General features: G+C 37.3%; 26 protein-coding genes. 21 read left to right on the forward strand and 5 right to left on the reverse strand.

What is annotated here, in order from left to right:
* Positions 1-224 precede the first annotated feature (224 nt).
* The 10 genes from ACJ004_RS01770 to ACJ004_RS01815 all read left to right on the forward strand — a co-directional run bounded on the left by ACJ004_RS01770 (position 225) and on the right by ACJ004_RS01815 (position 8841).
* Positions 225-461, forward strand: a complete 237-nt coding sequence (locus ACJ004_RS01770) for a YkuJ family protein (RefSeq protein ID WP_410890831.1) — start codon at positions 225-227, stop codon at positions 459-461.
* 150 nt (positions 462-611) lie between these two features.
* The gene (cbpB, locus tag ACJ004_RS01775; protein ID WP_410890832.1) at positions 612-1064 is read left to right on the forward strand and encodes a cyclic-di-AMP-binding protein CbpB; all 453 of its coding nucleotides are present in this window, start codon (positions 612-614) and stop codon (positions 1062-1064) included.
* Positions 1065-1117: 53 nt separating this feature from the next.
* The gene (locus ACJ004_RS01780; RefSeq protein WP_410890833.1) at positions 1118-2629 is read left to right on the forward strand and encodes an MDR family MFS transporter; all 1512 of its coding nucleotides are present in this window, start codon (positions 1118-1120) and stop codon (positions 2627-2629) included.
* A 33-nt stretch (positions 2630-2662) separates the two neighbouring features.
* Positions 2663-3550: a transcriptional regulator CcpC gene (gene ccpC, locus ACJ004_RS01785; protein ID WP_410890834.1), complete on the forward strand. Its 888-nt coding sequence runs from the start codon at positions 2663-2665 to the stop codon at positions 3548-3550.
* 247 nt (positions 3551-3797) lie between these two features.
* Complete coding sequence (dapD, locus tag ACJ004_RS01790; RefSeq protein WP_410890835.1) at positions 3798-4508, forward strand: 2,3,4,5-tetrahydropyridine-2,6-dicarboxylate N-acetyltransferase; 711 nt, start codon at positions 3798-3800, stop codon at positions 4506-4508.
* 66 nt (positions 4509-4574) lie between these two features.
* Entirely contained in the window at positions 4575-5696 is a 1122-nt protein-coding gene (locus ACJ004_RS01795; protein ID WP_410890836.1) for an N-acetyldiaminopimelate deacetylase, read from the forward strand.
* Between the two features lie 274 nt (positions 5697-5970).
* Positions 5971-6519 (forward strand): peroxiredoxin, encoded by a 549-nt coding sequence (locus ACJ004_RS01800; RefSeq protein WP_410890837.1) that lies wholly within the window; start codon positions 5971-5973, stop codon positions 6517-6519.
* A gap of 65 nt (positions 6520-6584) precedes the next feature.
* Positions 6585-7040 carry a TlpA family protein disulfide reductase gene (locus ACJ004_RS01805; protein ID WP_410890838.1) on the forward strand — a complete coding sequence of 152 codons (456 nt, stop codon included), beginning with the start codon at positions 6585-6587 and terminating at the stop codon, positions 7038-7040.
* Positions 7041-7182: 142 nt separating this feature from the next.
* Positions 7183-8097 (forward strand): DUF4349 domain-containing protein, encoded by a 915-nt coding sequence (locus ACJ004_RS01810; protein WP_410890839.1) that lies wholly within the window; start codon positions 7183-7185, stop codon positions 8095-8097.
* An 84-nt stretch (positions 8098-8181) separates the two neighbouring features.
* Entirely contained in the window at positions 8182-8841 is a 660-nt protein-coding gene (locus tag ACJ004_RS01815) for a potassium channel family protein (RefSeq protein WP_410890840.1), read from the forward strand.
* An 80-nt stretch (positions 8842-8921) separates the two neighbouring features.
* Here the strand turns inward: ACJ004_RS01815 and rnjA are convergent, their stop codons facing one another.
* Both rnjA and ACJ004_RS01825 read right to left on the reverse strand, forming a co-directional pair.
* Complete coding sequence (gene rnjA, locus ACJ004_RS01820; protein ID WP_410890841.1) at positions 8922-10589, reverse strand: ribonuclease J1; 1668 nt, start codon at positions 10587-10589, stop codon at positions 8922-8924.
* Positions 10590-10595: 6 nt separating this feature from the next.
* On the reverse strand, positions 10596-10805 hold the full coding sequence (locus ACJ004_RS01825; protein ID WP_410890842.1) for a DNA-dependent RNA polymerase subunit epsilon: 210 nt from the start codon (positions 10803-10805) through the stop codon (positions 10596-10598).
* Positions 10806-11341: 536 nt separating this feature from the next.
* Between ACJ004_RS01825 and ACJ004_RS01830 the strand changes: the two genes are divergently transcribed.
* Positions 11342-12112, forward strand: coding sequence for a Cof-type HAD-IIB family hydrolase (locus tag ACJ004_RS01830; protein ID WP_410890843.1), 771 nt, complete (start codon positions 11342-11344; stop codon positions 12110-12112).
* Positions 12113-12177: 65 nt separating this feature from the next.
* Here the strand turns inward: ACJ004_RS01830 and def are convergent, their stop codons facing one another.
* A complete protein-coding gene (def, locus tag ACJ004_RS01835; RefSeq protein ID WP_410890844.1) occupies positions 12178-12732 on the reverse strand; it encodes a peptide deformylase in 555 nt (184 codons plus the stop codon).
* 180 nt (positions 12733-12912) lie between these two features.
* On the opposite strand from def, the gene ACJ004_RS01840 reads away from it, so the two are divergent.
* From ACJ004_RS01840 to ACJ004_RS01865, 6 genes are all read left to right on the forward strand, one after another.
* Positions 12913-13575 (forward strand): YkyA family protein, encoded by a 663-nt coding sequence (locus ACJ004_RS01840; protein WP_410890845.1) that lies wholly within the window; start codon positions 12913-12915, stop codon positions 13573-13575.
* A gap of 503 nt (positions 13576-14078) precedes the next feature.
* Positions 14079-15194, forward strand: a complete 1116-nt coding sequence (pdhA, locus tag ACJ004_RS01845; protein WP_410890846.1) for a pyruvate dehydrogenase (acetyl-transferring) E1 component subunit alpha — start codon at positions 14079-14081, stop codon at positions 15192-15194.
* Positions 15195-15197: 3 nt separating this feature from the next.
* Positions 15198-16175 (forward strand): alpha-ketoacid dehydrogenase subunit beta, encoded by a 978-nt coding sequence (locus tag ACJ004_RS01850; protein ID WP_410890847.1) that lies wholly within the window; start codon positions 15198-15200, stop codon positions 16173-16175.
* 78 nt (positions 16176-16253) lie between these two features.
* Positions 16254-17576: a dihydrolipoamide acetyltransferase family protein gene (locus ACJ004_RS01855; RefSeq protein WP_410890848.1), complete on the forward strand. Its 1323-nt coding sequence runs from the start codon at positions 16254-16256 to the stop codon at positions 17574-17576.
* Between the two features lie 4 nt (positions 17577-17580).
* Positions 17581-18996 (forward strand): dihydrolipoyl dehydrogenase, encoded by a 1416-nt coding sequence (lpdA, locus tag ACJ004_RS01860; RefSeq protein WP_410890849.1) that lies wholly within the window; start codon positions 17581-17583, stop codon positions 18994-18996.
* 193 nt (positions 18997-19189) lie between these two features.
* Positions 19190-19432 carry a hypothetical protein gene (locus tag ACJ004_RS01865; RefSeq protein ID WP_410890850.1) on the forward strand — a complete coding sequence of 81 codons (243 nt, stop codon included), beginning with the start codon at positions 19190-19192 and terminating at the stop codon, positions 19430-19432.
* A gap of 23 nt (positions 19433-19455) precedes the next feature.
* Here the strand turns inward: ACJ004_RS01865 and ACJ004_RS01870 are convergent, their stop codons facing one another.
* The gene (locus ACJ004_RS01870) at positions 19456-19890 is read right to left on the reverse strand and encodes a DUF1885 family protein (protein WP_410890851.1); all 435 of its coding nucleotides are present in this window, start codon (positions 19888-19890) and stop codon (positions 19456-19458) included.
* Positions 19891-20054: 164 nt separating this feature from the next.
* On the opposite strand from ACJ004_RS01870, the gene ACJ004_RS01875 reads away from it, so the two are divergent.
* Both ACJ004_RS01875 and ACJ004_RS01880 read left to right on the forward strand, forming a co-directional pair.
* Positions 20055-20354 carry a DUF3055 domain-containing protein gene (locus ACJ004_RS01875; protein WP_410890852.1) on the forward strand — a complete coding sequence of 100 codons (300 nt, stop codon included), beginning with the start codon at positions 20055-20057 and terminating at the stop codon, positions 20352-20354.
* Between the two features lie 245 nt (positions 20355-20599).
* Positions 20600-20719 (forward strand): GapA-binding peptide SR1P, encoded by a 120-nt coding sequence (locus tag ACJ004_RS01880; protein ID WP_410890853.1) that lies wholly within the window; start codon positions 20600-20602, stop codon positions 20717-20719.
* 54 nt (positions 20720-20773) lie between these two features.
* On the opposite strand, the gene ACJ004_RS01885 is transcribed toward ACJ004_RS01880, so the two are convergent.
* Positions 20774-22246 (reverse strand): aminotransferase class I/II-fold pyridoxal phosphate-dependent enzyme, encoded by a 1473-nt coding sequence (locus tag ACJ004_RS01885; RefSeq protein ID WP_410890854.1) that lies wholly within the window; start codon positions 22244-22246, stop codon positions 20774-20776.
* Between the two features lie 200 nt (positions 22247-22446).
* On the opposite strand from ACJ004_RS01885, the gene ACJ004_RS01890 reads away from it, so the two are divergent.
* Together ACJ004_RS01890 and ACJ004_RS01895 are read left to right on the forward strand one after the other, a co-directional pair.
* Complete coding sequence (locus tag ACJ004_RS01890) at positions 22447-23406, forward strand: NAD(P)H-dependent flavin oxidoreductase (protein ID WP_410890855.1); 960 nt, start codon at positions 22447-22449, stop codon at positions 23404-23406.
* A 72-nt stretch (positions 23407-23478) separates the two neighbouring features.
* A complete protein-coding gene (locus ACJ004_RS01895) occupies positions 23479-23751 on the forward strand; it encodes a UPF0223 family protein (RefSeq protein ID WP_410890856.1) in 273 nt (90 codons plus the stop codon).
* The last annotated feature ends 32 nt before the right edge of the window (positions 23752-23783 follow it).

Genomic DNA, 23783 nt, shown 5'->3' on the forward strand with positions numbered 1-23783 from the left:
GACAAAAAACACTATTTATCACTTCTAATTTCATTCGAGTAATAAAAAATTTCCTATTTTTTTATTTTTACTTGGACAAATGAGCACCGTTATTTTATTCTTTTAATATTGGCATATCTAAAAACGGGTTGGAAAATTATGAAAGTCATCCATTCGGATAGAAAAATGCTAATTGAGAAATATAATTATAGATGTTTGTTTGGGTTTGAAAGGAGACGGAGTTTATGTCACAGCTTCAAGGTATATTATCAAGATTAAAAAATCTTCAGGAAACAGCAAATAGTGGTGAACCAGCACAACGTTATTTCGAGGTAAATGGTGATCGAAAGTGCCAAGTAACATTTCATCCTAAAACGGAGACATTTGAATTAGAAGTATATAATGATAAGGAAAAACCAAAGCGTTATCAATTTGACAACATCGATATGATTACAATTGAAATTTTTGATTTGATTCAATAAGGGACCTTTAGGGTTCCTTTCTTTTTCATGTCAGGAAGAGTAGTGGAGGATGCAAAACGGTTCAACAGATTCGTTACCAAAATTAGCACAGACTCCCGAATACTATGGTAGAATGTAACTGTAGAAAAACAAATTTGAGGAGTTACGGCGATGATCAGTCTTCCTAACAATGAATTTTTAAAATTAACGATAAAAGAATTAATGATCCCATCTGAACGGGTAGCCCATGTGCAAATTGGGAATAATCTCGAACATGCCTTATTAGTTTTAACAAAAAGCGGTTATACAGCAATACCTGTGTTAGATCCTCATTACAAACTTCACGGGTTAATAAGTACGCCGATTATTATGGATTCTATTCTAGGCCTTGAAAGAATTGAGTTTGAACAACTTGAGAAAAAACGTGTAGAAGAGGTTATGAAAAGTTCGGTTCCACGAGTGAAAATTTCGGCTTCGATAAAAACATGCCTTGAATTACTTGTTAATGAACCTTTTTTATGTGTTGAGACGGAAAATGGTTACTTTGAAGGAATTTTACCTAGAAGTACATTATTAAATCGATTAAATAAGATAATTAATAAATTTCAAAACAGTGAAAAATGATGCTTATGGCTCCCAAGTAGGGAGCTTGATTTTTTTAATTTTGAGGTGTAAATATGAGTATTGCTAATGGTAAGATACCCAAAGAAAGTGCACAACAAAAGCAAACAAAAAAACCACTAGTATTAGCAACAGTGATGTTAGCGATGTTTATGGGCGCAATTGAAGCTACGATTGTTTCAACGGCAATGCCGGCAATTGTTGCAGACCTGGGCGGTTTTACCCTTTATAGCTGGGTATTTTCTGCATACTTATTAATGAACTCTGTAACCGTTCTTATCTATGGGAAATTATCGGACCTATTCGGCCGAAAACCAATTCTAACCATCGGTATTATTTTCTTTTTAATCGGATCGATACTCTGTGGGTTTGCTACTTCCATGAAAATGCTGATTATTTTTCGCTTGATTCAAGGGTTTGGTGCTGGGGCTGTTACACCGATAGCGACAACTATCATTGGCGATATCTACACCGCTGAAGAAAGGGCTAAAATTCAGGGGTACCTCTCTAGTGTTTGGGGCATTTCAGCAATAACAGGACCAGCAATTGGAGGGTTACTTGTCCAATATGTAAGTTGGCATTACGTTTTCTGGATTAACATTCCGCTTGGGATACTCTCTTTAGTGGGACTTTGGATGTTCTTACATGAAAATATCAACAGGAAAAAACATGAGATAGATTACCTTGGCGCTGTTTTGTTAACGGTCGCGATATCATCGTTAATGTTTATTCTTGTTGAAGGTGGTAGCCGCTTTGCTTGGGGCTCTTGGCAGTCATTAAGTTTATTTGTAGTGAGTGCTGCAACGTTAATTGGGTTTGTGTTTCAAGAAGGTCGCGCTAAAGAGCCTGTTATGCCCTTTACAATTTGGAAAGAACGTTCCATTCTTATTGCCAACACTACTTCGCTTACAACCGGAATCATGTTAATTGGGATCTCGAGCTTTTTACCAACATTTGTACAAGGTGTTATGGAACAATCTCCAATCGTCGCAGGATTTACATTAACAACGATGTCAATAGGCTGGCCAATAGCCTCTACACTTGCCGGACGGTGGTTGATTACCATTGGGTACCGGAAAACGTCTATTATCGGTGGAGTGTCCTTAATCATCGGAAGTATCGCCTTTGTGACGATGTCAGCTTCCTCTGGGCCATTGTGGGCTGCAGTGGGCTCTTTTTTCATAGGGTTTGGAATGGGCTTAACATCAACGGCCTTTATTGTCTCGATTCAAAGTACTGTCGGTTGGGAACAAAGAGGGATCGCAACCGCTTCTAATATGTTTATGCGAAATCTTGGAAATACAATCGGAGCAGCGTTGCTAGGTGGTATCCTTAATAATCGGTTGAGTCATTATTTCAGCCAAAAAAATCATACCTTCTCAGTGGATGATGTCAATTTACTATTAAAATCGAATGAAAGAGATAATCTCTCAGAATCAGTTCGAAGTTTCTTACAGAATGGATTAACTCATTCTCTGCACTTTGTATATTTTGTTGTTCTTGCGTTTGCCATGATAAGTTTACTTTTAATATTTTTTATACCGAAAAAGAACGATAGCTCTGTGTAACATTCACAGGGCCTTTTTTAAGGAGTGATCAAGGTGTCCTCATTGTCTGAATTTCAGTTATTATCTGTTTTAGCTCAGGAAATGAATATGCGAAAGGCGTCAGAACGGCTATTTGTTTCACAGCCAGCCCTATCGCAACGATTGCAAACGATAGAAAAAGATTGGGGAACAAAGCTATTTATCCGTTCGCAAAGAGGTTTAGCGCTAACCCCCGCTGGTGAACATGTAATCCAATTTGTCGATGATGTGCTATCAAAGCAAGAAAAGGTGCGTGAAACCATTCATTCCCTCCAATCAGGGGTGTCTGGAACGTTAAAGATTGCAGTTGCTTCAATTGTAGGGCAAAACTGGCTTCCACAGGTTTTAAAGAAATTTATCGATAGGTATCCTCAAGCCAAAATTTCATTAGTGACTGGATGGAGCAGCGAAATTTTAAAATCCTTGTATGATGATCAGGTTCATATAGGGATTATTCGTGGAACGCCAGATTGGAAAGGCGTCAAGGTCCACCTTTTTAATGATCCTCTTTATTTAGTTGATCGGGAAATTACCAGTCCTGAACAAGTGTTACATACCGACCGGCCGTTTATTCAATTTAAAAGTGATTCGAATTATTACCAAGAAATTCAAGATTGGTGGATGCGTAATTTTAAGACTTCACCCAAGAGGACAGTAGTTGTAGACCAAATTGAAACCTGTAAACAGATGGCCTTTAATGGTATTGGTTATGCGATCTTGCCAGCGATAACATTAACTAAAACGGATAGGGATATCTTCAAAATACCACTTGTTGATGAAAATAATCACCCCTTAAAACGAGATACCTGGCTTCTAGGATATGAGTCTGCTTTTCAACTTAAGCAGGTTAAAGCGTTTGTCGAATTAATTAAGGATTATATCGCGGAATCTTCAGAAGAATAAGGTGGTTTTTCTTGTTTTCATTTCTTTTGTTTGATAAAGTATTTTTTAGTAACGGCTCTTTTCGTAAACTTTGTTGCTTTTGGAACTTAATAATGGTGGATTCACTAAGTATCTAGGCAATTTTCGCAAATGTTCTTACGAAAAGATGCCACGACTTATTTAGTTTTACGGGTTGATGTACTTATACGAAAAACAACAATCTATGCGAAAATAGCCTTTAGTAACGACAACAATAGGGGGCTTATTTATGAAAATGATGGATGCAAATGAAATTATTTCTTTTATTCAAAATAGTAAAAAATCTACGCCGGTTAAGGTTTATGTAAAAGGTGAATTAGAGGGAATTGATTTTGGAAATAGTACAAAAACTTTTATTAATGGAAAAACGGGTGTTCTTTTCGGTGAATGGTCTGAAATTAATGAAGTATTAGAAACGAATAAAGGGAACATTGAAGATTATGTGGTTGAAAATGACCGTCGTAATTCAGCAATCCCATTATTAGATACGAAGCATATTAATGCACGAATTGAGCCAGGAGTCGTTATTCGTGATCAAGTGGAAATTGGGGATAATGCCGTTATTATGATGGGGGCTGTTATCAATATTGGTGCAGTTATCGGTGAAAAATCCATGATAGACATGGGTGTTGTCCTTGGCGGTAGAGCAACTGTAGGAAAGAATTGTCATATTGGAGCGGGAACAGTTTTAGCAGGAGTAATCGAACCACCATCTGCTAAGCCAGTCGTCATTGAAGATGATGTACTTATTGGAGCAAATGCCGTTGTCCTTGAAGGCGTAACAGTTGGACAAGGCTCTGTAGTTGCTGCAGGGGCGGTAGTCACTCAAGATGTCGCACCATATACAGTCGTTGCAGGGATGCCAGCTAGGAAAATAAAAGATATCGATGAAAAAACAAAATCGAAAACAGAAATTATGCAAGAACTTCGTCAGTTATAAGAATCCAATAGTAAAAAAAGCGTGGATTCTTTCCACGCTTCTTTTATAGGAGAGGAAAGGTAATAAATGAATCACTTTATCAAAATCCGCCGTGATCTTCACCAAATTCCAGAACTGGGATTCCAAGAGTTTAAAACACAAGCATACCTATTAAATTATCTTGAGTCTTTATCACAAGAGCGAATGACAATAAAGAAATGGAAGACTGGTTTGTTTGTAAAGGTTCACGGTTTAAATCCTCAAAAAACAATTGGTTATAGAACAGACATTGATGGATTACCTGTAAGCGAAGATACCGGCTTGCCTTTTTCATCTACACATAATGACAAGATGCATGCCTGTGGTCATGATTTTCATATGAGTATTGCTTTGGGGGTTCTGACATATTTTACAGAAAATCCAATAAGCGATGACCTTTTATTTGTATTCCAACCGGCCGAGGAAGGACCTGGCGGAGCGGAGCCAATGCTGAAATCAGAAGAAATGCTAGAATGGAAGCCTGATTTTATTTTTGCCTTACATATTGCACCAGAGTATCCTGTTGGATCAATAGCAGTGAAAGAAGGATTATTATTTGCGAATACCTCTGAATTGTTTATTGACTTAAAGGGCAAAGGAGGGCACGCAGCAAGACCGCACGAAACGAATGATATGGTGGTGGCGGCCTGTACATTAGTCAATCAATTACAAACAATTGTTTCGAGGAATGTGGATCCGTTAGATAGTGCAGTTATTACCATCGGAAAGATAACTGGTGGGACAGTTCAAAATATTATTGCTGAAAAAGCAAGACTTGAAGGAACGATTAGAACGCTTTCGGCAGAATCGATGAAAAAGGTTAAACATCGCATTGAAGCACTTGTTAAAGGAATCGAGGCTGGATTTGAATGTGAAGCAGTCATCGATTATGGTTCAATGTATCACCAAGTATATAATACTGAGACAATCACAAGAGATTTTATGAAATATATTCATGAAGAAACTGATGTGGATGTCATCGAGTGCAAGGAAGCAATGACTGGAGAAGACTTTGGTTATATGCTTAAAGAAATTCCTGGGCTCATGTTTTGGCTGGGTGTGGAATCGCCATATGGTTTACATCATGCAAAGTTAAATCCGCATGAAGAGGCGATTGACGTTGCCATCAAAGTAATGACTTCTTATTTCGCTATACTTGGAAATAGATAAGTAGGCAATTTATTTTATTCTAATTCGCAAACATGATAAAATTAAAGAGATTTTAAAGGGAAATTGTTACATATCGTCGTTTATTCTCAAACGATTGGGGAAAACTTATGAAGGGGAAATAAGGTTATAATTAATAATTATTACTTATTTAAATTAATTATAATTTAATATTGACTCAAAATAAGATGTGTCCTATAATTAGTATTGTGAAAAAGGATAGCAAATGAGAATTGCTATAAAAACTCATTTTAATTTATATTTGGAGGGATTTAGAATGCCAGAACGCATGGTAGGTAAACAAGCACCGCGCTTTGAAATGGATGCAGTATTACCAAACAAAGAATTCGGTAAAGTTAGTCTAGAAGAAAACATGAAAAACGATAAGTGGACTGTATTATTCTTCTATCCAATGGACTTTACATTTGTTTGTCCAACTGAAATCACAGCATTATCAGATCGCTATGAAGAGTTTGATGATTTAGATGCAGTTGTCATCGGTGCATCCACAGATACGATTCACACTCACCTTGCTTGGATCAAAACAGACCGTAAAGAAAATGGTCTTGGTGATTTAAATTACGCATTAGCTGCTGATACTAACCATGTAATTGCTCGTGACTATGGTGTTCTAATTGAAGAAGAAGGTATCGCGTTACGTGGATTATTCATCATCAGCCCAGAAGGTGAATTAATGTACTCTGTTGTTAACCACAACAATATTGGCCGTGACGTGGATGAAACTCTACGTGTTCTTCAGGCATTACAAACTGGCGGACTTTGCCCAGCAAACTGGAAACCTGGACAAGCTACATTGAACGTATAATTTGTAGAAAAAAGATAGACCTAACCTATTATAGTGTTAGGTCTTTTTAATAGGAGGAATACCGCATGAAATTACGTGAACAAATGCCAGAATTAACTGGGGCTACTGAATGGTTAAATGGTGAAGTTACCAAAGCCGACCTAATCGGTGAAAAACCAACCTTGATCCATTTTTGGTCGATCAGCTGCCATCTTTGTAAAGAAGCCATGCCTCAGGTCAACCAATTCCGTGATGATTTTAAGGACAAATTAAATGTGATTGCCGTTCATATGCCGCGTTCTGAAAACGATCTAAATTTAGAGGAAATTAAACAAGTGGCAGCTGAACATGGTATTAATCAACCAATTTTTGTGGACAGTGAACACAAGTTAACTGAGGCTTTCGAAAATCAATATGTTCCAGCCTATTATGTTTTTGACCGTGAAGGTAAGCTGCGTCACTTCCAAGCAGGCGGAAGCGGTATGAAGATGCTTGAGAAACGTGTAAACCGTGTATTGGATGAGTTAGAAAAAACAGAATAATTACCATTCAAAAAGCTGTCCGTTGTTATCAATGGACCGCTTTTTTTTATAGGTTGTAACCTTGCCTCTTTTTTATCGTCGGTATTAATAAATATGCATTTATTATGGCCATGATTATGAAAGAAAAAAGGGGTGTCTAAAGTTGAAAAAGCTAAAACGAAGGTTTCCAATTTTTTTCATTATTTTATTAGTTTACCTTTCGGGCTGCAGTGCTGGCAGTGAAGAAAAAAGTGACAGTACTGCTAAGAGTAATGATATGGCTATGGATGCAGCTAAATCAGGAAGTGGAGAGCAGGCAGACTTTTATGCAGGTGAAACAGGGAAGACAGAAAATACCGCTGAACCTGCAAAAATAAAAGTCCAAAATCAAATGGTCATTTATCAAGCGGACCTACAGCTGCGTGTAAAAGAATTTGATCAAACGGTCCGTACTCTTGAAGAAAAGGTGATCAAGTATGGTGGCTATATAACAGAATCTAATGTGTCAAAAGAGGGGAACGAGCAAGTAAGTGGAAGCATAAAAATTAGGATACCACAAAAGCACTTCCAGGCCTTTTTACATGAAGCAGAGAGTCAAGCTGCCGAGGTTTTGCAAAGGAATATTACGGGGCAAGATGTAACGGAGGAATATGTAGATCTTGAATCAAGATTAAAATCAAAAAGGGTAGTGGAAGAACGTTTAACAACTTTCATGAAAAGTGCTGTAAAAACAGAAGATTTATTGAAAATTTCTGCTGATTTAGCGGTTGTTCAAGAGGAAATTGAATCCATTGAAGGAAAGATGAAGTTTTTAGAAAATCAAACATCCCTTTCCACAGTTAACATAACCCTATACGAAAAAAAGGTAGTTATTCCGACTATTGATAAAGACAAATTAAATACTTGGGAGAAAACAAAAAAACAATTTATGAAAAGTATTAATATGTTATTAGTTGGCCTATCAGGTTTAGTTGTTTTTATCATTGGCAATTTACCGGTCTTAGCTATCCTATTATTACTAGGTTTTCTTTTCGTTATCATATATAGAAGGAAGAAAAACAGAAACAGATCAGAGTAAAAAGGGGTTACGCTATATAAAATTAATGAATAATGCTAAAATGAAACCATAGTAGATAAGGATCTAAAAAAGAGGAGTTATTCTATGAAAAAGAGCTTCGCAGTCATTGGACTTGGTCGATTCGGTGGCAGTATTTGTCGTACTCTTACTGATGAGGGGATGGAAGTACTAGCAATTGACAAAAATGAAGAACGTGTAAATGAATTTGCAATGATTGCATCCCATGCGGTTGTAGGTGATACAACCGATGAAGCAGTCTTAAAAAGCCTAGGGATACGGAACTTTGATCATGTCATTGTAGCTATTGGCGATGATATTCAATCAAGTATACTAACAACCCTTATTCTCAAGGAATTAGGAGTTGCACGTATTACCGCTAAGGCTCAAAATGATTACCATGAAAAAGTTCTTCGTAAAATTGGGGCAGACAGTGTTGTTCATCCTGAAAGAGATATGGGAAAACGAATTGCCAACAATATGGCGTCTAGTAACGTGGTGGACTATCTTGAACTTTCAGATGAACATAGTATTGTTGAGATTGTTGCAAATCGAAGACTTAGTGGTCATACGATTATGGATTTGGATATTCGCAAAAAATACGGTTTAAATATTGTCGCCATAAAAAGAGGCGAAGAAATAATTGTTTCTCCGCAGGCAAAAGAAACATTACATGATAATGATGTGTTAATTGTGATTGGAACAGACCACGATATCGATCGATTCGAAAAAAAGGCCTTGGAATAAAGAAAAGCGGAAGCACCCTAGGCGCTGAAGCTAGCCAAACAAGAAAAGCTCCAGCGCTTAGGCGCTGGAGCTTTTTATCATTACACTTCCATAATGATTGGTAAAATCATTGGTCTACGTTTTGTTTTTTCATATAGAAATGGAGCTAAAGTATCGGTAATTTCGTTCTTAATTTCCGACCATTGGCTTGTCTTTCTTTCCATGATCCTATTAAGATGTTTAGTTATAAGACTCTGTGCATCGTTAATTAAATCGCCTGATTCTCTCATATAAACAAATCCTCGCGAAATTAGATCAGGTCCTGATGCAATTTTGAATTCTTTCATATTTATACTTACAACCACAACCACTAAGCCTTCCTCTGAGAGGATTCTACGGTCACGTAAGACGATATTTCCGATGTCGCCTACACCACTGCCGTCAATATAAACTGAACCGGATGGGATCTTTCCTGCAACCTGTGCAGTATCCTCGGAAAGTGCTAATACTTCACCGTTATCCATTATAAAACAATTTTCTTCTTGTACTCCACAATCGACTGCAATCTTGGCGTGCATTCTTTGCATGCGATATTCACCGTGAATTGGCATAAAGAACTTCGGTCTAATTAAACGAAGCATAAGCTTTTGTTCTTCTTGTCCGCCATGACCAGAGGTATGAATATTACTAAGTTTTCCGTGAATGACCTCAGCGCCTGCTCTGTAGAGCATATTAATAGTTCTGCTCACGCTGATTGTGTTCCCTGGAATGGGTGATGATGAAAATACAACGGTATCTCCAGGAATGATTTGAATTTGTCTGTGAGTACCATTTGCAATTCTTGATAATGCAGCCATTGCTTCGCCCTGACTTCCAGTACAAAGGATGGTAACTTTATCAGCTGGCAGTCGATTAATTTGATTTGCTTCAATAAAAGTCTCTTTAGGTGCATTGATATACCCCAGCTCAAGTCCAATATTGATAGCTGCTTCCATACTCCGGCCAAAAACGGCTACTTTTCTTCCGTACACCACAGCAGCCTCTACTACTTGCTGCAGTCTGTGGATATTTGATGCAAATGTTGCAAAGATGATTCGACCATCTACCTTACGGAAAATATCGTTAATGCTGTCGCCAACCCGGCGTTCTGACATGGTAAACTCAGGTATCTCACTATTCGTACTATCTGAAAGTAAACAAAGGACGCCTTCTTTTCCAATTTCAGCCATTTTAGTGAGGTTAGCTGGTTCACCAACAGGGGTAAAATCAAATTTAAAATCACCAGTATGGACAATTTGTCCAGGCGGTGTTTTAACAACAATTCCATAAGAATCCGGAATACTATGAGTAGTGCGGAAAAAAGTAACCGAAGTTTTGCGAAATTTAATCACATCGTCTTCTTTTATGTCTATTAGCTTGGCATTTCTTAATAAGCCATGTTCTTCAAGTTTATTTTTTATTAATCCAAGAGCGAGTTTTCCTCCATAAATTGGAACATTGATTTCGCGTAATAAATATGGAATCCCGCCAATGTGATCTTCATGTCCGTGTGTAACAAATAAACCTTTTATCTTATCTTGATTTTTAACCAAATAGGTATAGTCCGGAATAACATAATCAATACCTAATAGCTCGTCCTCAGGAAATTTTATGCCGGCATCAATTAGAATTATTTCATCCTGGAACTGAACTGCATACGTGTTTTTGCCAATTTCGCCTAATCCACCCAGGGCAAAAACTGCAGTTTGATCATTCTTAACAAATTTCATAAATTATCATTTCTCCAATACTTTATAGTCTTCATTTTGACGTTCATAATTAAGATAAGCACCCTTAACTTCTTGAACGGATTCAACATTATACCCACGATCGGCAATTCTTGAGCGGACCTCTCTTACCGAATCACCTTCAATATAAAGGGTTTTTGTATTTTCTCTAACAGGTACTTCAGTGATGCTTTCTTGGTAATATACTTTAAATATCATTACAATATCGCTCCTAACTGGGGTCATAACTTTTTCTATTATATAAAACATTTTCATCTTTTTCATTTATTTTCTTGGAAAACATTACTCTTGCATGAAAAGTATGTAAAAAAGAATCGTTGTTTTTACAATTTACAATAATGAAGGAGCCCTTCGCAAGTTTGAAGGGCCCTAAATAAAATTTAGGCAATGGATTTAAGCAATGGATTTTTTTCGTAATAAATCATTCCACTGTTTTAAAAGCTTCTTTCTTAGCTTCTTTAACATAGTGGATCATCTCCTTATCTCTTATTTTATACGATCCTTGTCCAATGTAAAGTAAGCGATGGCAGATTATTGAAGTTTTTTTAAAATAAGAGTATTTTTACTTTATTATATGAAGAAATATGCTGATTCAATCATGGTTAAACATGGAATTACATTGACAATTAGAAATTGACATTTAATAATATAGTGTTTAGTGTGGTAAACAATAAATACCATAGGCCTCTTATTTCCATTTCTAAGGCTATCCTAAAAAAGGAGTACATAACAAAATGAAGAAAATTGTATTTTTTGATATAGACGGTACCTTGCTTGATCATGAAAAAAAACTGCCAGAAAGCACGAAAAAAGCCATTCATTTATTACAGGAAAATGATGTATTTGTTGCTATTGCTACTGGAAGAGCCCCGTTTATGTTTGAGGGACTGCGTGAGGAACTTGGGATTGATTCCTATGTAAGTTTTAACGGTCAATTTGTCGTCTTTGAAAACGAAGTAATATATGAAAGTTCTTTAAATGAAGAGGAGCTAAAAAAGTTATTTGAGCAAGCAAAAACCAATGAGCATCCGTTAGTTTTTATGAACGAGAAAACCATGAAGGCAAGTGTGAAACATCATTCTTATATTGAAGAAAGTTTGGGAAGCTTAAATTTCCCTCATCCAGAGGACGATGACACCTTTTATATCAATCGAAAGATGTATCAGAGTTTGCTTTTTTGTGAAAATCAACATGAAAAATTATACTTTTCAAACTACCCCCAATTTGAATTTATTAGATGGCATCCGTATTCTGTGGATGTGTTACCAAAGGGCGGTTCAAAAGCTGAAGGTATCAAAAAAATGATTGATCGGTTAGGATTTGCGTTGAAGGACGTCTACGCATTCGGAGATGGGTTAAATGATTTAGAAATGTTAAAGGCAGTTGGTACAGGCGTTGCCATGGGGAATGGTGTTCCAGAAGCGAAGAAGCTCGCGAATCTGATTACAAGTGACGTTTCTAATGATGGTATTTGGAATGGACTAAAAGAATTACAGTTAATATAGCTAAAGAACCGACCCATGGGCCGGTTCTTTAAATTATTCAGCAACAAGTTGCTGAACTGTCTAGTTTACCGCTCGATTGCAATCGCACCTTCGATTGGTCTTAATGGATCCTCATGATTAATATAATCATAAAACATAACACCATTTAAATGATCAATTTCATGTTGAAAACAAATAGCAGGAAGTCCTTTTAAACGAAGTTTCACTTCTTCACCGCTTAGTGTTGTACCTTTTAACGTGATTCTTGCATATCTCGGTACATAACCGGGAATCGCTCTATCTACTGAAAGGCATCCTTCACCAGCTTGCAAATAGGACTTTTCAACAGAATGGCTAATAATTTTTGGATTAAATAACGCATAACTATAAAGAGTGCCTGTGTCATCTCTAAGATGCACCGCAATCATCCGTTTTAATACATTAATTTGCGGAGCAGCTAAACCAATTCCTGGTCGCAGTCCGTATTGTGCAGATATTTCAGGATTTTGGCTATTAATGACATATTCTAATAAACTGTTTAGTATTTGTTTATCCTCTTCAGAGGGAGGCATGGATACTTCTGCAGCCACTTTTCTAAGAGAAGGATGGCCATCTCGAATGATATCTTCCATCGTTAACATGATTCCACTCACTCCTGTACTCTAACTAAATTATTAATAATAATAATTAGTCTATCAGACAATTAATAAAAAGTTAACATTTGATTAAAGTCCTTTAATGCAGACCTTTTAACATCTAGATATTGTCAAACAAACCAAGTGTCGATATAGTAGATTATGGAATAGGCAGGAGGTTGAAACATGTCATTTAAGAAAAAGTACAATTTTATTTTATTTATATTCATTTCGGTTGTTATTTTTGCAGGTTGTACGAAAGAAAAAACACCTGAAGAAAAAATGTATACTGTGCTAGAAAAAGTCGTAGCGGCGGAAAAAGAATTTGAGGAACAACAGAATCCGCTTGTAACGCTTGAAAAAAAAGAAAAAGGAATTTATGACCAAATTATTAAATTGGGCATGAAAGAATATGATCAAATCGTTAAGCTTTCAGATGAGGCACTTTTATTAGCAGATCAAAGAAAAGAGCTTATGGAAAAAGAAACGAACAGTATTAAGCAATCGGAGAAAGAATTTACAAAGGCCGCAAATATAAAGGATAAATTTGAGGATCGCAGTTTAACGAAAATAGCGAATGAACTATATGAGATTATGATGGAAAGATATAAAGCACATGATGAGTTATACATCCAATATAACGAGGCACTTAAAAACGATAAAGCATTGTATGAGATGTTCAAAAATAAAAATCTTCCCCTTGAAGATCTTGAAGCCCAAGTGAATAAGCTTAATGAAACATATAAAAAGATTTCTGACGCGAATGAAAAATTTAATTTGTTAACAGAACAATACAATGATAAAAAGTTGTCATTTTATAAGCGGGCAGGGTTAAACACAAGTGAATAAATACTACTTCATACTAAAAATCGGCAGAACATGCCGGTTTTTTTTATATTATAACACTTTCAAAAAAAGAAAATAAATATATAACAGATTTAAGTGATTGAATGATACAGGTTGAACAATTTGCGATTTTTTTAGCAACACCTTCGTGTTGAAAAATATTAAAACATAGTATTTGACGTGTAAAAACTAATGAGGTAAACTTGAAAAAGAGTTCATTAATTGTATCAATGATGTTACATAAAATAGTGGTACAGAATATATTATTGGTAAGATAAAAGATAATTCGTTTTAACTTATCTTTTCTGTGAAAAACTATTTAGCACTATGTTTTAAGAACGAAACAAACCAAAATTCTATGTAATATCACGGGATTATCCAATGCAAAGTAAAAAATCAGTGTCCGAAACCATCTGGCTTTTATTCTTTAGTTTTTGGGTATTCTAACTTAGTGGATAATATTTTAAAAAATTTAGCTCCTGAATTGAAAGGAAGAGGTGACCTAAATGGTTTCTAAAACTCAAAACGCCAAGTTTGATGCGAAGAAAATACTAGAAGTTGTCGAAGAACAATTTCAAACACTTCAAATTCTAAATGAAGCTGGTGAAGTGGTAAACGAGGCGGCAATGCCAGACCTTAGCGATGAACAGCTCCAAGAATTAATGCGTCGTATGGTATATTCACGTATTCTTGACCAGCGCTCTATTTCTTTAAACCGCCAAGGAAGATTAGGTTTCTATGCTCCAACTGCGGGACAAGAAGCATCTCAGTTAGCTTCACAGTTTGCATTAGAAAAAGAAGATTTTATCTTACCAGGATATCGTGATGTTCCACAAATTATTTGGCATGGTTTACCATTATACCAAGCCTTTTTATGGTCAAGAGGTCACTTTGAAGGCGGACAAATTCCTGATGGAGTTAATATTGCGATCCCGCAAATTATTATCGGTGCACAGTATGTTCAAACGGCTGGTGTAGCGCTTGGTATGAAAAAACGAGGAGCAAAATCTGTAGCAATTACTTATACAGGTGACGGCGGTACTTCTCAAGGGGATTTCTATGAAGGAATGAATTTTGCAGGCGCCTATAAAGCTCCGGCCATCTTTATTGCTCAAAATAACCGTTTCGCAATTTCAACTCCTGTTGAAAAGCAATCAGCTGCCAAAACTTTGGCTCAAAAAGCTGTTGCTGCAGGTATCCCTGGTATTCAAGTTGACGGTATGGATGCTTTAGCTGTATATGCTGCAACTCGTGATGCACGTGAGCGTGCAATTAATGGTGAAGGTCCAACTTTCATTGAAACCTTAACATACAGATATGGTCCTCATACCATGGCTGGTGACGATCCAACTCGATATCGTACTGCTGACCTTGACAACGAATGGGAAAAGAAAGATCCATTAGTTCGTTTCCGTAAATTCCTTGAAAAGAAAGGTTTATGGACAGAAGAAAAAGAAAATGAAGTAATCGAACAAGCGAAAGAAGATATTAAAGAAGCAATTAAAAAGGCTGATGCAGCACCTAAACAAAAGGTTACTGATTTAATGTCTATTATGTATGAAGAAATGCCTCAAAACTTAAAAGAACAATATGAAATATATAAAGAAAAGGAGTCGAAGTAAGCCATGGCTCAAATGACAATGATTCAAGCAATTACAGATGCATTGCGTACAGAATTACGTAATGATCCGGATGTGTTAGTTTTCGGGGAAGATGTTGGTTTAAATGGTGGGGTTTTCCGCGCGACTGAAGGATTACAGACAGAATTTGGCGAAGATCGTGTTTTTGATACACCGCTTGCTGAATCTGGTATCGGTGGTTTAGCGGTTGGTCTTAGTCTACAAGGCTTCCGTCCTGTTCCAGAAATCCAATTCTTTGGTTTCGTATATGAAGTAATGGATTCTATTTCTGGTCAGGCAGCTCGTCTTCGTTATCGTACTGGAGGCAAATTTAATGCCCCTATTACATTTCGCTCGCCATTTGGAGGCGGCGTACATACACCAGATATGCACGCTGACAGCTTAGAAGGATTAATGGCTCAACAGCCTGGTGTAAAGGTTGTTATTCCGTCAACTCCTTATGATGCAAAAGGTCTCCTTATTTCATCAATCCGTGATAATGACCCTGTTATTTTCCTTGAACATATGAAGCTATACCGTTCTTTCCGTCAGGAAGTTCCTGAAGAGTCATATACAATTCCTCTAGGAAAAGCGGAAGTAAAACGTGAAGGTACAGATGTATCAATTATTACTTATGGCGCAATGGTTCATGAGTCGTTAAAGGCTGCAGAAGAGTTAGAAAAAGAAGGTTTTTCTGCTGAAGTAATTGATTTACGAACTGTAAGTCCGATTGACATTGAAACGATTGTTGCATCAGTTGAAAAAACAGGCCGTGCAATTGTTGTTCAAGAAGCACAAAAACAAGCAGGTATTGCGGCAAATGTCGTTGCTGAAATAAATGATCGTGTTATTTTAAGTTTAGAAGCACCAGTATTACGTGTTGCCGCTCCAGATACCGTATTTGCATTCCCACAAGCGGAGGCTGCATGGCTGCCGAATTATAAAGATGTAATTGAAACAGCTAAAAAAGTTTTAACTTTTTAATTAATTTCTTAATTGGACGCTGTAATTACTAAAGTTAACTTGCTCAAAAATACTTGTAATTTAGGAGGATGAATCCTAGTGTCATTTCAATTTAAAATGCCTGACATCGGTGAAGGTATTCATGAAGGCGAAATTGTTAAATGGTTTGTAAAACCAGGTGACAAAGTTCAAGAAGATGATGTACTTTGCGAGATTCAAAATGATAAAGCTGTGGTTGAAATCCCTTCCCCAGTCGAAGGATCTGTACTTGAAGTATTAGTGGGAGAAGGAACTGTCGCAACAGTAGGACAGGTCTTGGTAACCTTTGATGCTCCAGGATACGAGAACCTTCAATTTAAAGGCGATGAACATGCTGATGAACCGAAACAAGAAGAAAAACCAGCAGCACCAGCGCCTGAGGTTAAACAAGATGCCGCACCTCAACCTGCAGCGGTAGCAGTGGCACCACAAGTTGAGGTAGATCCAAGTCGTCGGATCGTTGCAATGCCGTCTGTTCGTAAATATGCTCGTGAAAAAGGTATTAATATCCAATTAGTTCCTGGAACAGGAAACCATGGGCGTATTCTAAAAACTGATATCGATGCATTTGTAAGCGGTGGAGCAGCACCTGTACCACAAGCTGTTAGTGATGCAGTTGTAGCAACTGAACAAGCTAAAGTGGAGGCACCACAAGCAGCAGCTGCTATTCCTCAAGGTGAATACCCAGAAACTCGTGAGAAAATGAGTGGTATTCGTAAGGCAATTGCTAAGGCTATGGTTAATTCCAAGCACACTGCACCTCACGTAACACTTATGGATGAAGTAGATGTAACCAAACTTGTTACACACCGTAAGAAATTTAAAGAAGTTGCGGCTGCTAAAGGCATTAAGCTTACATTCTTACCATACATCGTCAAAGCATTAACAAGTGCATTACGAGAGTTCCCAGCACTAAACACTTCACTTGATGATGCAACTAGTGAAATTATTCATAAACATTATTATAATATTGGAATTGCAGCAGATACGGAAAAAGGCTTGCTCGTACCAGTTGTAAAAGATGCAGATCGTAAGTCCGTTTTCTCAATTTCTAATGAAATCAATGAATTAGCTGGAAAAGCCCGTGATGGTAAGCTTGCACCTAATGAAATGAAGGGCGCTTCATGTACCATTTCCAACATCGGTTCCGCTGGCGGGCAATGGTTCACTCCAGTAATTAATCATCCTGAAGTAGCCATCTTGGGCGTGGGCCGAATTGCAGAAAAACCAATCGTAAGAAATGGTGAGATTGTTGCGGCACCAGTTTTAGCTTTATCATTAAGCTTTGACCACCGCATGATTGATGGTGCAACAGCACAAAATGCATTAAATCATATTAAACGTTTATTGAACGATCCAGAACTATTGTTAATGGAGGCGTAATCTAATGGTCGTTGGAGATTTCCCAATTGAAACAGATACTATTGTCATAGGAGCAGGCCCAGGGGGATATGTTGCCGCTATTCGTGCAGCACAGTTGGGACAAAAAGTGACAATTGTTGAAAAAGAATATGTTGGCGGCGTGTGTTTAAATGTTGGTTGTATTCCTTCGAAAGCATTAATTTCAGCAGGGCACCGATATGAAACAGCTATGCATTCAGATTCTTTTGGAATTACTGCAGAAAATGTAAAAGTGGATTTTTCAAAAGTTCAAGAATTCAAAGCAGGCATCGTTAATAAGTTAACAAGTGGTGTTGAAGGTTTATTAAAAGGTAATAAGGTAAACATTGTTCGCGGTGAAGCTTACTTTGTTGATGCCAATACCTTACGAGTTATGGATGAAAATTCAGCTCAAACATATACATTTAAGAATGCCATTATTGCAACAGGATCTCGTCCTATCGAGCTCCCAGCCTTTAAATATTCAAAACGGGTTCTTAATTCAACTGGTGCACTAAACTTAAATGAAATCCCTAAAAAGATTGTCGTTATTGGCGGCGGTGTAATCGGAATTGAACTTGGCGGTGCCTACGCAAACTTTGGCAGCCAAGTGACCATTTTAGAAGGTGCGGAAGAGATATTAGGTCTTGGCGTTTTTGATAAGCAAATGGCTGCACTTGTTAAACGAAGCATGAAGAAAAAAGGTGCGGAATTCTTTACAAAAGCATTTGCTAAGGGCGTTGAAGAAACAGAAAATGGTGTTGTCGTAACATTCGAAACAAAAGGCGAAGAAAAGAAAATCGAAGCTGATTATGTTTTTGTAATGGTCGGACGACGTCCAAACACCGATGAAATGGGCTTAGAACAAGTGGGTGTGAAATTAACTGAGCGCGGATTGATTGAAATCGATAAGCAATGCCGCACGAATCTTAACAATTTTTATGCAATTGGTGATGTTGTTGCAGGCCCTCAATTGGCACATAAAGCTTCATATGAAGCGAAAATTGCCGCTGAAGCAATTGCTGGTCACACCTCTGAAATCGATTATTTAGGTATTCCTGCTGTTGTTTTCTCAGATCCTGAATTAGCTTCAGTTGGATATACAGAAGCACAAGCTAAAGAAGAAGGAATTGCTGTAATTGCGGCTAAATTCCCATTTGCCGCTAATGGTCGAGCGTTATCATTAGACAGCGGTGATGGATTCTTGAAACTAATTACTCGTAAAGAGGATGGACTTGTAATCGGGGCACAGATTGCTGGTACAAGTGCATCAGATATGATTGCTGAATTGGGACTTGCGATTGAAGCAGGAATGACTGCTGAAGATCTTGCTATGACCATTCATGCTCATCCAACTCTCGGAGAAATCACAATGGAAGCGGCGGAAGTTGCATTAGGAAGCCCAATCCACATTATGAAATAATTTAGAAGGAAAAAGTCCTTTTCGTTATTTAGCGAAAAGGACTTTTTCTATTTATGGTGAATTCTATTCAATGATAAGTTCAAAAAATTCCTTGTCATTATAAAAACAAAATATATCTCTCGTTTTAAGAACATATACTTAAAAGAACTAGCATTCTGATATGAAATTGAATGTATTAAGAGTGGTGATAAATATGAGGGTCTATATTGTTGTGATACTACAATTTATCATTTGGAGCGGATATTCATTTATTGAATGGTTGTCAAAGCATGACCAGTTAATTTATAAAGTCATCATGTTTTTCGTGTTCTTTTATTTAGCATTTTTAATTGGAAACCAGGTAACAAAATCAGCCCGTAAAACGCTTTTTATCACTACCTTAAGCCTTGTTATTTACACTTCGATTCACTATACCATGGAAATGTTTATGCACTAAAAAAAGCCCCTCAAGGAGCTTTTTTATTTTCGTGGATAGTAATACATGATGCGCTCATTAAAAAGGTGAAGTTCCCCTTGAAGTTTTTTTGCAAGGTATTTACAAAACTCATTTGCTTTTCCTTTATCACCATAAGTAGATTGCTCTGGTAATGTGACTTGTATGTATGTTTGTTCCAGTTCTTGACCTTCTTCATTGCGAATCGTTTCCTGGTCAACTCCAATTAAAATGGCATAATAGCGTTCATCAGTAGCTTGTAGATAAAACCAGTTTCCTTTATTCTCTGCAGATTCTTTCAGTTCATAGGGGAAGGCAGACTCTCCGTACTCCCATCCAATTTGATTGCCTGTTTTTGTCGTGTTTTTTTTATACTCATGAAATAGTTCTTTTACTTCTTCAATTGTTACTGTTTGTTTAGCAGATGAAGGCACTAGCTTAATGTATGCGTTAACAGCCATCATCATCCCCCCCATTAGTCCGTTAATATTAACCATCTCTATTCTAGCATTGAATAAAATCTTATGACAACTATAGCTTGAAATAAAGTACAAGTTTCTTGTTTCTTAAGGGAATTTCAATTATAATAATATTCTAAAGATTCTTATAAAAAAGGAGGAAGCTTATGGAATTCTTTGAAAAGCTCTATGATGAGCATGAAAATGCAAAAGTAAGGTTTATTGGATTTACCACGGAAAGTACACGTTATGATTTCGGTATTATTTACACAAATATGTTTTTTGGTAAGCCGTTGGTTGTCTGCATGCAAACAGGCCGCTCCACTCTCCTTGACCCCAAAGATATTGAAGATATTGATTACCTTCAAACCGTATTCCGTATCCCTGATCAACAGCAGGCTGCAGATTTAGCTGATTTTTTCAGTGAAACACTTCCATCCATCCCTTTTGTTACCCAGTATGAGTAGTTATTCAAGAAGAGGCCTATTCAGGCCTTTTTTTATTGCCTCTAAACTCGCCCGTTAATTTCCGCTTTAATCAACATAGTGAAACAATCAACAAGGAGTCTTAAATCATCCTATTTTATAAATAAATTTTAAATGTGACATACAATTTGGGCTTGATTTTTCTAATGTGATATATTATTATTTGATTAAAGATATAACAATACTTCGTTTTGTGGACATTCAATTATGAAAAGGGGATTGAGCAGATGGGTACTTTAGTATGCCAAACATGTAATTCTACTATTGATCATTTTGAAGATGAAAAAGTAACGGTGCTTTATTCTAAATGCAATTGTTGCGAAGATCATCATAAAGAGGAAAATTAATAATTGTAAATATAAATAAAACAGGATTCCAAATTGGAATCCTGTATTTTTGTTCTATTTTATTGCCTTATACTCTTTAATTACGAGAAGCGACTTGATTTCATCATCTTCCGGCCCTTGGACAGGGAGGCCTGCTTCGAGGTTTTTCCGGATGTAATGGAGATTTTCCTTGGTAATGATCTCTCCAGGAATAAAAATTGGAATACCTGGTGGATAAACCATAACAAATTCAGCAATGATTCTGCCTTCTGATTCTTCAAAAGGGATTACTTCCGTTTCTGCATAAAATGCATCTCTTGGTGTTAAGGCAAGCACTGGGATTTCAGGAAGAAGGACTTCTACAGGTTCAATTCTTTCAGTCCTGTGTTGGCACTCATCCGCCAATTCTTTAAGTGCATTTACTAGTAGATCTGCCTCGTGTTCTGTGTCTCCGAGTGTGATAATACAAAGGATGTTATATAAATCGGAAAGTTCCACTTCGATATTATGTTTTTCCCTAAGCCATTTTTCCACATCATATCCAGTTAATCCTAGTTCTTTGACAGAAATAATCAACTTTGTTGGATCGTAATCAAAGGTAGCTTTTGACCCTAAAATTTCTTCACCAATACAATGTAGTTGTTCAATTTCATTAACTCTTTTGCGAATCGATTGTGCTACCTTAATGGTATTATCGATTAATTCCCTTCCCTTTGTAGCCAATTGCTTGCGGGCGACATCAAGGGAAGCGAGCAATAAGTACGAAGTGGAAGTTGTAGTGAGCATACTTAGAATGGATTGAACATGTTTGGCGGAAACAAGGCCTTCTTTTACATTTAAAATGGAACTTTGGGTCATTGAACCACCTAGTTTATGGACACTAGTGGCAGCCATATCGGCACCAGCCTGCATAGCTGAAAGTGGAAGCTCTTCATGAAAATGAATATGAACCCCATGGGCCTCATCAACCAGGACTGGAATATCATAGGAGTGTGCAATTTCAACAATCTTTTTTAAATCGCCAGAGATTCCAAAATAAGTTGGGTTGATCACTAATACCGCTTTTGCATCTGGATGCTGTTTCAAGGCTCTTGCAACGGCATCTGGAGTGATACCATGTGATATCCCTAGTTCCTTATCAATTTCGGGCTGGATAAACACGGGAATGGCTCCTGAAAAAACAATCGCAGACATGATTGATTTATGGACATTTCTTGGGACGATGATTTTATCATCTGGTCCACAAACCGCCATAATCATCGCAATAATGGCTCCGCTTGTGCCTTGGACAGAAAAGAATGTTCGGTCAGCACCAAAAGCTTCTGCCGCTAAATCTTGAGCTTGTTTGATGATACCTTTAGGTTGATGCAGGTCGTCTAGTGGGCCGATATTTATTAGGTCAATAGACAGGGCATTATCACCGATAAAGTTACGAAATTCCGGGTCAATTCCAGCACCTTTTTTATGACCTGGAATATGGAATTGAATTGGGTTCTTTTTCGCATGTTCTAGTAAACCGCTAAATAGCGGTGTTTGATTTTGAGACAATTTACAACCACACCTCTTTATAGAAAATACTCTAATTATGTCGAATTTAATAATAAACAAAGGAATTATAGCACTATTCCCTTTCCTTGCAAAGATATTTATGTTATTCCTTACTCTGTTTCCGATAGTTTCTCTTTAGAACAGGAAAATTACCCTAAAGTGACGAAATAACAATTAGAAAGTTTTTAGGAGGGGTTCAAATGGAATGGAAAACACGTATTACGGAATTACTTAACATTCGATTTCCGATCATTCAAGGAGGTCTTGCTTATTTAGCCTATTCTGAGTTGGCAGCTGCAGTTTCGAATGCGGGCGGTCTTGGCCAAATCACAGCTATGTCATTAGCGGAACCTGAACAACTTCGCACGGAGATACGTAAAGTGAAACAGCTTACGAATAATCCATTTGGGGTTAATTTTGCGATTGGACAACATGGCAGACCATTTGCAGATTTTCTCCAAGTAGCAATTGAGGAAGAGGTACCGGTCGTTTCAATGACCGGAGGAAATCCCGCCCCAATACTTGAACAATTAAAAGGCACACAAATTAAGACGCTTGTCCTGGTTGCGGCCAGAAGGCAGGCGATGAAAGCTGAAGAACTCGGTGCAGATGCTGTTATGGTGGTGGGGCAAGAAGGAGGAGGCCATCTTGGCCGTGATGATGTCGGTACGCTTGTTTTAGTGCCTCAAGTTGTGGATGCCGTTTCGATTCCTGTCATTGCTTCAGGAGGAATAGGCGATGGCCGAGGACTTATGGCAGCCCTTAGTTTAGGTGCAGAAGGGATTGAAATGGGTACAAGATTCATTGCAACTAAGGAATGTGTCCATGCAAACGAGCTATATAAAAAATCCTTAGTGGAAGGTAATGAATCTGGAACTGTGGTCATTAAGAGAACTCTTGGAACTCCAGGACGGGCACTTGCAAACAGCTGGACCGATAAAATTCTTGAGATCGAAAAGAACAATGGGGGATATGGCCAGCTGAAGGATTTCATAAGTGGAAATGCTAACCAGCGCTACATATATGATGGTGAGCCTGAACAAGGCTTTGCATGGGCAGGACAAGTGATGGGATTAATTAAAGATGTCCCTTCAGTTCAAGAATTATTTGAACGAATGATTCTTGATGCTGAACAAATTCGTGCAAAGTGGGGAAAATAATTATATGATACTTTTTAGTTAAGGCTCTTTTCGTAAATTTAGCCTTAGTTAAATTAGTTAGAAGGTGAAATAATGGAATACCAATATCCTATTGATTATCATTGGAGTACTGAGGAAATTGTTGATGTAATTGCATTTTTTGAAACAATAGAAAAGGCATATGAACAGGGAATTGACCGTGATGAAGTAATGAGGGCCTATCGTCGCTTTAAAGAAATCGTACCTAGCAAGGCGGAGGAAAAGACAATTTGTAGTGAATTTGAAGAAATGAGTAGTTATTCGTCTTATCGAACCATTAAAAAAGCAAAGGACGCCTCATCCGGGGATAAAATTAAAATGAAATAAGTTGAAAAAACTCCTGAACCGTTTGATTCAGG

Source organism: Neobacillus sp. 204, assembly GCF_046562815.1.
GTDB lineage: Bacteria > Bacillota > Bacilli > Bacillales > Cytobacillaceae > Neobacillus.

Excerpts from the sequence above, each read along its gene's own strand:
- def (WP_410890844.1), bottom strand. The coding sequence starts at position 12,732 with ATGTTAACGATGGAAGATATCATTCGAGATGGCCATCCTTCTCTTAGA.
- cbpB (WP_410890832.1), top strand. The coding sequence starts at position 612 with ATGATCAGTCTTCCTAACAATGAATTTTTAAAATTAACGATAAAAGAA.
- ACJ004_RS01800 (WP_410890837.1), top strand. The coding sequence starts at position 5,971 with ATGCCAGAACGCATGGTAGGTAAACAAGCACCGCGCTTTGAAATGGAT.
- ACJ004_RS01770 (WP_410890831.1), top strand. The coding sequence starts at position 225 with ATGTCACAGCTTCAAGGTATATTATCAAGATTAAAAAATCTTCAGGAA.
- ACJ004_RS01805 (WP_410890838.1), top strand. The coding sequence starts at position 6,585 with ATGAAATTACGTGAACAAATGCCAGAATTAACTGGGGCTACTGAATGG.
- dapD (WP_410890835.1), top strand. The coding sequence starts at position 3,798 with ATGAAAATGATGGATGCAAATGAAATTATTTCTTTTATTCAAAATAGT.
- ACJ004_RS01875 (WP_410890852.1), top strand. The coding sequence starts at position 20,055 with ATGGAATTCTTTGAAAAGCTCTATGATGAGCATGAAAATGCAAAAGTA.
- ACJ004_RS01890 (WP_410890855.1), top strand. The coding sequence starts at position 22,447 with ATGGAATGGAAAACACGTATTACGGAATTACTTAACATTCGATTTCCG.
- ACJ004_RS01780 (WP_410890833.1), top strand. The coding sequence starts at position 1,118 with ATGAGTATTGCTAATGGTAAGATACCCAAAGAAAGTGCACAACAAAAG.
- ACJ004_RS01840 (WP_410890845.1), top strand. The coding sequence starts at position 12,913 with ATGTCATTTAAGAAAAAGTACAATTTTATTTTATTTATATTCATTTCG.
- lpdA (WP_410890849.1), top strand. The coding sequence starts at position 17,581 with ATGGTCGTTGGAGATTTCCCAATTGAAACAGATACTATTGTCATAGGA.
- ACJ004_RS01830 (WP_410890843.1), top strand. The coding sequence starts at position 11,342 with ATGAAGAAAATTGTATTTTTTGATATAGACGGTACCTTGCTTGATCAT.
- ACJ004_RS01795 (WP_410890836.1), top strand. The coding sequence starts at position 4,575 with ATGAATCACTTTATCAAAATCCGCCGTGATCTTCACCAAATTCCAGAA.
- ACJ004_RS01870 (WP_410890851.1), bottom strand. The coding sequence starts at position 19,890 with ATGGCTGTTAACGCATACATTAAGCTAGTGCCTTCATCTGCTAAACAA.
- ACJ004_RS01865 (WP_410890850.1), top strand. The coding sequence starts at position 19,190 with ATGAGGGTCTATATTGTTGTGATACTACAATTTATCATTTGGAGCGGA.
- pdhA (WP_410890846.1), top strand. The coding sequence starts at position 14,079 with ATGGTTTCTAAAACTCAAAACGCCAAGTTTGATGCGAAGAAAATACTA.
- ACJ004_RS01880 (WP_410890853.1), top strand. The coding sequence starts at position 20,600 with ATGGGTACTTTAGTATGCCAAACATGTAATTCTACTATTGATCATTTT.
- ACJ004_RS01850 (WP_410890847.1), top strand. The coding sequence starts at position 15,198 with ATGGCTCAAATGACAATGATTCAAGCAATTACAGATGCATTGCGTACA.
- rnjA (WP_410890841.1), bottom strand. The coding sequence starts at position 10,589 with ATGAAATTTGTTAAGAATGATCAAACTGCAGTTTTTGCCCTGGGTGGA.
- ACJ004_RS01815 (WP_410890840.1), top strand. The coding sequence starts at position 8,182 with ATGAAAAAGAGCTTCGCAGTCATTGGACTTGGTCGATTCGGTGGCAGT.
- ACJ004_RS01825 (WP_410890842.1), bottom strand. The coding sequence starts at position 10,805 with ATGATATTTAAAGTATATTACCAAGAAAGCATCACTGAAGTACCTGTT.
- ACJ004_RS01895 (WP_410890856.1), top strand. The coding sequence starts at position 23,479 with ATGGAATACCAATATCCTATTGATTATCATTGGAGTACTGAGGAAATT.